Annotated in this window: 10 protein-coding genes; 6 read left to right on the top strand and 4 right to left on the bottom strand. The window is 25.0% G+C overall.

What is annotated here, in order from left to right; all coding sequences use genetic code 11:
- The first annotated feature begins 77 nt into the window (after positions 1 to 77).
- The 5 genes from Q0087_RS01540 to Q0087_RS01560 all read left to right on the top strand — a co-directional run bounded on the left by Q0087_RS01540 (position 78) and on the right by Q0087_RS01560 (position 4,376).
- Positions 78 to 524: an NADH-quinone oxidoreductase subunit B family protein gene (locus Q0087_RS01540; protein ID WP_297897754.1), complete on the top strand. Its 447-nt coding sequence runs from the start codon at positions 78 to 80 to the stop codon at positions 522 to 524.
- A 286-nt stretch (positions 525 to 810) separates the two neighbouring features.
- On the top strand, positions 811 to 1,944 hold the full coding sequence (locus Q0087_RS01545; protein ID WP_297897756.1) for a nickel-dependent hydrogenase large subunit: 1,134 nt from the start codon (positions 811 to 813) through the stop codon (positions 1,942 to 1,944).
- A 97-nt stretch (positions 1,945 to 2,041) separates the two neighbouring features.
- A complete protein-coding gene (locus Q0087_RS01550) occupies positions 2,042 to 3,040 on the top strand; it encodes a respiratory chain complex I subunit 1 family protein (RefSeq protein ID WP_297897759.1) in 999 nt (332 codons plus the stop codon).
- A 216-nt stretch (positions 3,041 to 3,256) separates the two neighbouring features.
- Complete coding sequence (ehbP, locus tag Q0087_RS01555; RefSeq protein ID WP_297897762.1) at positions 3,257 to 3,517, top strand: energy-converting hydrogenase B subunit EhbP; 261 nt, start codon at positions 3,257 to 3,259, stop codon at positions 3,515 to 3,517.
- A gap of 202 nt (positions 3,518 to 3,719) precedes the next feature.
- Entirely contained in the window at positions 3,720 to 4,376 is a 657-nt protein-coding gene (locus Q0087_RS01560; protein ID WP_297897765.1) for a DUF5612 domain-containing protein, read from the top strand.
- A gap of 150 nt (positions 4,377 to 4,526) precedes the next feature.
- Here the strand turns inward: Q0087_RS01560 and Q0087_RS01565 are convergent, their stop codons facing one another.
- The 4 genes from Q0087_RS01565 to Q0087_RS01580 form a co-directional block, all read right to left on the bottom strand.
- Positions 4,527 to 4,754: a hypothetical protein gene (locus Q0087_RS01565; RefSeq protein ID WP_297897768.1), complete on the bottom strand. Its 228-nt coding sequence runs from the start codon at positions 4,752 to 4,754 to the stop codon at positions 4,527 to 4,529.
- Positions 4,755 to 4,982: 228 nt separating this feature from the next.
- On the bottom strand, positions 4,983 to 5,972 hold the full coding sequence (locus Q0087_RS01570) for a Dna2/Cas4 domain-containing protein (RefSeq protein WP_297897771.1): 990 nt from the start codon (positions 5,970 to 5,972) through the stop codon (positions 4,983 to 4,985).
- A gap of 604 nt (positions 5,973 to 6,576) precedes the next feature.
- Positions 6,577 to 7,863 carry a homoserine dehydrogenase gene (locus tag Q0087_RS01575; protein ID WP_297897773.1) on the bottom strand — a complete coding sequence of 429 codons (1,287 nt, stop codon included), beginning with the start codon at positions 7,861 to 7,863 and terminating at the stop codon, positions 6,577 to 6,579.
- Positions 7,864 to 8,271: 408 nt separating this feature from the next.
- Complete coding sequence (locus Q0087_RS01580; RefSeq protein ID WP_297897775.1) at positions 8,272 to 9,414, bottom strand: DNA polymerase subunit beta; 1,143 nt, start codon at positions 9,412 to 9,414, stop codon at positions 8,272 to 8,274.
- A 497-nt stretch (positions 9,415 to 9,911) separates the two neighbouring features.
- On the opposite strand from Q0087_RS01580, the gene Q0087_RS01585 reads away from it, so the two are divergent.
- Positions 9,912 to 10,037, top strand: coding sequence for a hypothetical protein (locus tag Q0087_RS01585; RefSeq protein WP_297897778.1), 126 nt, complete (start codon positions 9,912 to 9,914; stop codon positions 10,035 to 10,037).
- Positions 10,038 to 10,370: the final 333 nt, after the last annotated feature.

Genomic DNA, 10,370 nt, shown 5'->3' on the forward strand with positions numbered 1-10,370 from the left:
TTATATTAAAATTATATTAAAATTATATTAAAATTATATTAAAATTATATTAAAAATAAAAGTAATAGAGGGATTTAATGAGCCTTAAGTCATTTTCAAGGGCAAGAGCTGTCCATTTAATGTTGGTATATACTGGAGGATGTAATGGTTGTGACATTGAAATCGTTAATTGCGTTCTCTCGCCTAAATTTGATGTTGAGCAATATAAGGTTTTCCTAACTTGGAACCCTCGTGAAGCTGATGTTTTGGTTGTCACTGGTCCTGTAACAAAACTTAACGAAGAGCCATTAAAGAAGATTTATGAAGCTATTCCTAATCCTAAAGCAGTAATAGCTGCAGGGTCTTGTGCTTTAATGGGGGGAGTATATAAAAATATTCATGGTGACATACCATCTGAAGAAATTATGGGTCCTGTTGAAAACATAATTCCAGTAGATGCTAAAGTACCTGGTTGTGCCGTGAGGCCTGAAGATGTACTTTCTGGTGTAGTGGCTGCACTTCCTAAGCTCTTAGGGGCAGATTAGAGAGATTTTATTATTAAAAATATCAATTATTAAATTATCAATTATTAAAAATATCAATTATTAAATTATCAATTATTAAAAATATTGAATATTAAGAATATTAATTTAAAAAAATATCAAAAATAAATAATATCAAAAATCAAAATAATAAAAATAAAAATATTAAGTAGTGAAAATTTAAATAGTGAAAATATTAACTATTAAAAATATTAAACATAAAAATATCTGACTTACTTAAATGAGATATAAATTGAATATATAGATTATTATTACAATTAGTGATATAATGACAGAAGAAAAACGACCAATAAGGCAGGAAGTAATTGAAACTGAAGTTGCAATGGGAACTGTACACCCTGCTGCATTGGAACCTTATAGAGTTCGACTTTTTGTTGAAGATGAGATTGTAAGAGATGCCGAAATCACTATTGGTGTTAATCATAGGGGCATCGAAAGAATAATGGAAGGACTGCCTGTTGAAAAGGCAAATTCTCTTACAGAAAAAGTTTGTGGTATTTGCTCTAACGCTCATATTTGGAATTCAGTTTTAACTGCAGAAAAAGGGTTAGGAATTGATGTTCCTGAGAGAGCTAATTATATTAGGGTTATAGTTGAGGAACTTGAGAGATTACATAGTCATTCTCTTTATCTTGCCCATGGAAGTGAAGTTTTAGGCCATGAAACATTTTCAATGAGGGCTTTTTATCTTAGAGAAACCGTAATGGAACTTCTTAGGATGATTGGTGGTAATCGTGTTCAATATGGTGCTTCAATCATTGGTGGTGTAAGACCAAGATGTGAACTTAGTGATATGAGGATTCAAAAGATTGCTGAAGGTATGGATACTCTCGAAAAAGGAATAACTGATTTTGCAGATAGATTTGCTTCTGATCCCATTGTTATGAGTAGGATTGAAGGAATAGGGGTAATTACTCAAAGTCAGGCAAAATCTCTTGAAGTAACTGGTCCAACTCTTAGAGCTACTGGTATAGCTCAAGATCTTAGAGCTACTATGAAAGAATATGATGATTTTGATTTTAATATAATTACTCAAGATGATGGGGATGTTAAGTCCAATTTATTAATGAGGGTTTTTGAGATTTTAGAAACAATAAATATAATACGTCAAGCTATAAAAAATATTCCAAAAGGTCCAATTGTAAATAGATCTTGGGAAATGTTTGACTGTGACACAATAAAAAGTTATATTGAGGTTCCAAGAGGAACTTTATACCATTCTTATGCAATTGAAGATGGTAGGGTTAGAGGAAGTATTATAAGGACTCCTTCTATGTCTAATATTGGAGCTATGCAGACTGCTTGTATTGGAGATCATGTAACTGATGCACAACTTTGTATAGTTCAGTGTGATCCATGTTTTACTTGTACTGATAGAGCTATTAAAATAATCAATATTTAAGATGATAATATTTAATTAAAATTATTTGAATAAATATACTAAAGTTAAATAAAATATACTAAAGAAATTAAAGAAATAAATTAATGAGGAAAATAAAATGTCAAATATCACAATTATATATTCAATTTTAGCAGTGATTGGTACATTAGTTTTAGCCCTAATTGTTGGAACTTTACTTCCTGGAATTGAAAGGAAATATATTCAAGCAAGAATTCAACAGAGAATAGGGCCTCCTGTTACTAGTCCTGGAATAATGGCACCTATAAAGTTTTTCTTCAAGGAAAATATATCTCCTAATTCACCAGTACCGGCACTTTATAAATCTCTGCCTATTGTATGTTTTATTGTAGTGGTTTTAATATTAGTGGCTTTAACTCCCCAAATGTACTTTTTTGGAGCATTTGCTAGTATAATTGCTATTATTGGGTTTTTAAAAGTTGAAGAAGTTGCTTATGTTCTAATGGGTTCTCTTTCAAAATCTATAATGTCTCTCGGACTTCCATTTCCAGATATTGTTAAAGGTGCATCTCATCCAAATGCTCAAAGATCTTATCTTGAAGATTTAAGTTCAAATAGGGCATTTCGTATGATAGCATTTGGTTCTTTCCCTTTATATCTATCCATTTTCATACCTGTAGCTATGACTGGCAGTATTTTTTTGGGAGATATAGTAAATTATCAACATCTAAATGGTCCTTTCATACTTACAGTATCTGGTGTAATTGGTACAATAGTATTTTTCATTGGATATATGATACTCTTAAATGAATATCCTTTTAATATCTTAAAAGCTAAAGCAGATGTTATTGAAGGCCCTTATATGGAATATGCTTCAAAATATAGGTCTTTTGTTTATATTACAAGAGGATTTTTAATGTTCACTTTAGGAGCATTATTCTCAGTATTATTTATTGGCTTACCTCCTAATATATTTTCTTGGAGTATTTTAGTAAATATACTTGTAGCGGTTATTTTCCCTGTAATAATGGGTATAATGAGTGCATTTTCTCCAGTATTTACTTATAGGCAGTTTTATCCTGTTGTGGTTGCATCATCTCTTTTAGGAGTTTTGGGTATAGCTATTGGATTATTTTAGTATTATGTGTTCCTTGTCTTTAATAATATTTTATATAATACTTTTTTAATATAAATTATATAATCTATAAAAATCATATAAACTAAATAAGTAATTAAACAGTTAAATTATAAAAAATTTAAGTATAAATTTATTATATTGGTTAAATAGTAATAAATTTTATTTAATTAAATTGTAATGATAAAAAATATAAAATTTTATATTTTGGTGATTTTATTGAAATTTGTAGTCAGAGCTCAGCATATAGTAAGTCTTGGTGGATACATTGTTGAGCGAAATTTTCCATATAGAAATATTATTTTAGTCAATAAATCAAATGAACCTATCAAAGCCGAAATTCCAGTTTTCAATGAGGAATGGATCGATAATCATAGGGAATTGGGATTAGAAGTCATACCTGTTGGGGAAGATGATAGTTTTCTTTCTTTATTTAAAAAAGCGAAAGCTGATTTAGAAGTGTCAAAGTTAGAAAATTAATTCTTAAATTATTATTTGATTTTATAATTATATATTAAAATTAAATTATTATATTAAAATTAAATTATTAATTTTCTTTTAGGATTATATAATGATTAAATCATTAACTTTATTTTAATCTTAAGATTTATTTTTAATATTCATTTTTTATTAGTTTTATTTATTATTTTTATCATTTTTATTTTATTCATTCGGTGTTTAAATGCCAAACACAGCAATAACAATTAAAAGTCTTGAAAAAAAAGGAGTTTTAGATGAAATAACTAATGTGATCTCTTCTTATGGGGTCAATATTAGCTATACTCATCTTTTTATTGAAAAAAATAATTTAGGGTCTATTAATTTAGAACTTGAAAGTATTGATAATATTGAACAGTTAATTAGTGATATTAAATCTATTGATGCTGTTCAATCTGTTGAAATACATGGTTCTCTAAATGATATTTATGGTAAGAGAATTATCATATTTGGTGGTGGAGCTCAAGTATCTCAAGTAGCAATGGGCGCTATAACAGAAGCTGATCGCCATAACATACGTGGGGAAAGAATAAGTATTGATACAATTCCTTTGGTAGGGGAAGAAGATATTGCAGAGGCTGTTGAAGCATTATCTAGACTTCCAAGAGTCAGTGCTTTAGTACTCGCAGGGTCTCTCATGGGAGGTAAAATTGCTGAAGCTATTTCAAACGTAAAATCTGAACATGATTTGACTGTTATAAGTCTTAATATGCCTGGAAGTGTTACAGAGGTTGCAGATCTTGTAATATCTGATCCAATTCAAGCAGGGGTAATGGCAGTTATGTCAATAGCAGATACAGCTATTTTTGATATAAAAAAATTAAAAAAGAATAAATTTTAAGAAATAAGTTTTAAAAAATAGATTTTAAAAAATAATTTTTAAAGAATAAATTTTAAAAAATAGATTTTAAAAAATAAATTTTAATGAATTAATTTTATTTTTATTATACTAATATTGGCTAAAAATCTTAAATTTAAAGATTTTAGCTATTTAGCTCATCTCTATAGCTCTTATTAATCTACTAGCATCATTTTTTATTTCAGGGTTTTTGATTTTTCCACTTTCTCTTATTTTAAGAGCAAGTGTTAAAACTTTTGAAACATCTTGAGGTTTTAAATTTTCTACCATATTTAAATAGCTTTCAGTTTCTTCTTCGCTTAACCCTAAATCCTCTTTACACTCGTCAAGATTAGCTAAAACTGCTTTACAATTACTCATTAAATCGTTTTCGTCATCGAAATTGCATGACTCGCATTTATTTTTTAATTCTTCATCATTCATTTTTTCACCTATATTATAATTAATTCAATTGATTATTTTAAATATTTGTAGGTTCAGGTACTTATTTTTTAGTATTTTGTTCTGATAGTCATGATTAATATGTATCTTATTTTTAATTTGGTTAGTAGTTTAAATTTATAATAAATATCAATATTATTATTTTTATTATTTTTCCATACATAACAATTTATAATTGCATTTATTACATTTTTTAGCATCTTTTTTAATTTCAGGAACTAAATCATTGTTTATAAGGGTATTAACTTCATTTAATATTCTAAAAAAATTCTTTCTTAGATGGGCATCCATTACCACTATTCTTCTATCACCAATTTTTAAATAATCTATAAAACCAACAAAAACTTCTGTATCAAACTCATTTTCTATAAGTAATGCTGATGCAGCTAACTCAATCGCATCTCCATCCCAAACTCCTTTCAATGGAGGATTGGAAGATTTCACACTTATTGGAAAATATTTACCCTCTATTATCTCGATTTTATCACATGCTCCAACTATATCCAATTGTGTATCTCTCATTAGATAGCTATACATTGATGTTGGAAAAAATAATTCTGCTATTTGATTTCCATCTTTTTGGTTAATTAACATAGCTTTTTTTACTTTCAAGGATAATATTTTTAGATTATAATAAATTTCGGATTCTAATTCTCTTTTAAGTTCATTTATTCTATCAATTTTTTCAATTTCTTCCTCTATTACATTAACATTAGATATGGATGTTTTTATATTCTCTAAATTATTTTCAATAAAATTATTTCCAGTATAATCATTTTCAATAAAAATATCTTCTTTTCTACCAATATTTAAGCTATCCTCTAAATCATGTTCTAAGTTAGTATTAATTGTAATATCTTCTTTTTTATCTATTGCTGCAATATTCTCATTTAATAGTGAAAAAGAACTTTCTATATACTCTTCTATATTTTTATTTAAACTTTCTTCTATTTCATTTAGGCTCATTTCTTTTTTTGTTTTTCGTATATTTCTTTGGAATAAATCATTTAAATCGACTCTTAACTCTTTGATTGTCTTATGTATAATAATATCATCTGATTCTTTCTCAAAATTTTTTTCTAGATATAATTTCATGGGACAAAACATGTAACTTTTTATTGAAGAGATACTAATCATTTTAACCACTTTTTAAATATTTTTTAAATTAAGTAATTTTCAACTAAACACATTGGATTATTATTAATTCAATGCCAAAGTATTACTATATTTTTTTATTTTATTACTCCATAATTAAATATTTAACTTATTTTTGAGCTTAAAATAGGATTGAATTGCTTAAATTTAGCTATTTCTTAAATATTTCCATAAAAACATAATTTTATCTTTATTTTATATAATTGAATAAAAATAAACGAATTTTTCTAATTCTTATATAAAAGAGTTAAAAATAAAGATAATTAAAATTTAATTAAAAAATAATAAAATAATTAAAAAATAATTTAAACATTATAAAATCATTAAAAATTTAAAAATAATGATTAAAAAGTAGAAATAATAATTAAAAAATATAAAAAAAGAGTAAAAAGATAAGATAATAAAGATAATAAAGATATTTAAAATAATAAAATAATTAAAAAGTTAAAATAATAATTAAAAAATATAAAAAAAGAGTAAAAAGATAAAATAATAAAGATATTAAAATAATAAAATAATTAAAAAGTTAAAATAATAATTAAAAAATAAAAAATAGAGAATATTAATAGAAATTAAAATATTTCTTTTATTCTAATATTCTAATTAAATTACTTTTTTCTTTGACTTCTTGTAATTCATCTATTTTCTCAATAGCTTTTTGGATATTTTCTTCATTAGCTTCATGTGTTACTATTATTATCTTAACTTCATTACTTTCACTTGTTTTTTGATTTATTGATTCAACACTTATTTCATTTTTGTTTAATATTCCAGTAATTGTTTCAAGTACTCCTGGTTCATCAAGTGTATTTATACTAAGATAATATTTTGATACAACATCTCCCATTCTTTTTATTGACTTAACTTGTGAGTCAACTGGGCCATAGCTAATTCTTTTATTTTCATTGAAGACAATATCTAGACAATCACCAACAACAGCACTTGCTGTTGCCATTCTTCCCGCTCCTTGACCATATAACATAACTGGACCTACAAAATCACCTATTAAATATATTGCATTGAAAACATCATTGACTGATGCTAAAAGATGATCTTGTGGAATAAAAGTAGGGTGAACTCTAATTTCTAATCCTTCTTCTGTTTTTTTAGCTATTCCTAATAGTTTTGCTGAATATTTTAACTCATTTTTAGCAAATTCTATATCTTCAGGAGTTATTTTTGTAATTCCTTCAACATGGAATTTTTCTTGAGGAACATACTCTCCAAAACCAAGTTTGGTAAGTACAATTAGCTTTTGAGCAGTATCATGGCCTTCTATATCAAATGTAGGGTCTGCTTCTGCATAACCCATTTTTTGAGCCTCTTTTAACACATCTTCAAATTTTGATCCTTCTTCACTCATTTTTGTTAGGATGTAATTAGCTGTACCATTCATTATGCCATAAATGCCTTCAAAACGATTTGCAGATAAACATTCATTTAATGGTTGAAGAACAGGTATTCCTCCTCCAACACTAGCTTCAAATGAGAACCTTACATTATTTTTATCAGCAACATCTATTAATTCTTTCCAATGTTTAGCTATAAGTGCTTTATTTGCAGAAACAACATGTTTCCCATTTTCCATTGCTTTTAAAACAAATGTTTTAGCTGGTTCATATCCCCCAACTAGCTCAATAACAATATCTATGTCGTCATTTTCTAAAACATCATTTACATCTGTAGTCAAAATACTTTGATCTATTTTAACTCCTCTATCTGATTCTATGTCTAAATCAGCAACTTTTTTAAGATTCACTGGTTTTCCACATTTTTTAGAAAGAATTTCCTGATTTTTGTTGAATATCTCTACTACTCCAGCACCTATTGTACCAAAACCAATAAGTCCTATATTTACCTCATTTTTGCTCATTAAATCTCCTCAAGTATTAATTTGATATTTTAGAATTTTTGGATATTATTTGGAATATCTTGTTATTGTATAATGATTTTTTATAAATTTAATTATATATTACTATTTACCAATAGTTTTTATTAAAATTTATTTTGAAATAGCTATTGGTATAATTAGGTATATTTTTTATTATTTATAAAATATTTTTTATATTTTTTAAGTTTAAAATATGAAGTATTTTATTATTTATAAAATATTTTTTATATTTTTTAAGTTTAAAATATGAAGTATTTTATTATTTATAAAAATTTTTTATTTTTATAATTTCAAAAATCTTTGATTTTTTATTATTTATAAAATATTTTTTATATTTTTTAACTATTTATAAAAATTTTATATTTATTATAATTTTATCATTTGAATTTTTTAATTTTGATTTAAGGGAATTTTCTTTAATTTTATGTATTCTCCTATAGATTCTCTTGTTGTACCAACGATTAATCTATAGCTTTCTTCATTTTCTTTTATAACTCTTTCAACTTTTCCTTTTGCTATTATTTTTTCCCCTTCAATAGCTTGACCTGCATAAGTATGAGTAAATGATGATATTTCACTCACTTCACTAATTAAACTTTCATCACCACTATCAACTTCTAACACTTTTAAATCTTTTACATTGTATGTAGCAGGATTATCGAAAGATGCAATTGCATTTTCAACAGTAGTCTCAACTTTAGCTATTCCAACAGGTTCATATCTAGTGTTTCCCCATTTACCTTCTATTTCATCCCAATTACGTGTAGCTAGAATGTCAAATAATGTTCCTTCAATTATTCCTCTATTATTTTTTCGGTTTTCATACCAACAGAACTCTTCTTTTGTTAGACTTGAGTCTTTCATCCGTTTATTGTAGATTTTTTCCCAATATTCATCTTTTATAGGGTTAAGGGTTATATTCTTTATTTCAATTTGGGTTTCTGAATCTTTTGATGGCTCATCTAAATTACTTTCATCACTATCTATTTTAATCTCTACTTCCACATCTTTAAATTCATTAAAAGTCTTCATTGCTTTCCTATGATTTTCAAGTCCATAAACTACAAAATCAATATCGGAAACAGTATTCTTTTGAAGATTTGGAAGAATAGATCCAGATATTCCAAGATTTTCATAAGCTATCCCTGCTTTATAATGGAAAAAATCAGCTACCTTCAGCAATTTTTCTATCAATTGATTTTGTGAAGAATTTTTTGCTTCATTTTTTCTTATCTCACTTAGCCTTTCTTCAGGTTTTATGATTTTTTCAATTTTATCCTTTGGAACACCCATCATTTCAACTTGGCTAATGTCACAAAAATATAAGTATTCTGGATAATTTTCTCTTAAATAATTATAAGCTTCTTCAGATGTCACCTTTGAATATTTTTTCCCATCTTTTTCACGGTCACCATTTTCATCAGGAATGTATCTTAAAAATGATATAAATCTATCTTCTGGATGAATATAATTTGTTGATGCAAAGAAAAGATCATCTTTAGTGTAAATGAAGTCTCTAGTCCTAACTCTCATAACATGCCCCTTTTTAATGTTTTTATTTATTTTAAATTTTTTATTCATAATAAAAACAAATTATAATTTGGGATTTTTATATATTACAGTAATATATTACAGTAATATATTATTATAATATATTATTATAATATATTTTTTTATATTATATTTTATATTATACTTTTATATTATAATTTTATATTAGCTTATAATAGCTAATAAAAGAATATTAATATCAATATTATTAATATCAATATTATCAATATCAATATCAATATTATTAATAATAATATTAAAAGTAATAATATTAAAAGTAAGAATAATCTTAAAAAAGGATGTCTTAAAGGACAAGTTTAAAATATTAAATCTAATTTTTAAAATAAGTTTTAATTATATATTATATTTTGAGGAAATTATTTCAACAAAATATTGAGTTTATTTGAGTTGTAATTATAATATTTATTTTATAGTATATATGATAAAAAATAGTCTTTTTTTGGAAGTGAGGTTCGATTTTGAATATAATTTGCATCGAATCTCTTGTTCTCACGCATCTTAATATAGGTTATTATATACATATAAATTTTTCTATAAAACTTGATAAAAAACTTGTAAGACAAAAAAGAGGGTTATATAGTTAAATTAAAGGGAATTAAAATATTAAACTACTACTTCTACTTAGCAAAAATATATTTAGAAGTAAATTAAAATATGATTATATAATTAAGATTTATTAATATAATATAAAAATATAGTTCTTATTTGAGAATCTATATTATATTATCATTTGTTAAAAAGTATATTATAATTTGTATAAAAATGTATTATAATTTATTAATACATATTATAATTTATATAAAAATCTTTATCACTTGTTAAAAAGTATATTATCTTTCTTAGAAAAATGTATTATCATTTTTTAAAAAGTATATTATCTTTCTTAGAAAAATGTATTATCATTTTTTAAAAAGTAT

Source organism: uncultured Methanobrevibacter sp. (genome assembly GCF_937881195.1).
Lineage (GTDB): Archaea > Methanobacteriota > Methanobacteria > Methanobacteriales > Methanobacteriaceae > Methanobinarius.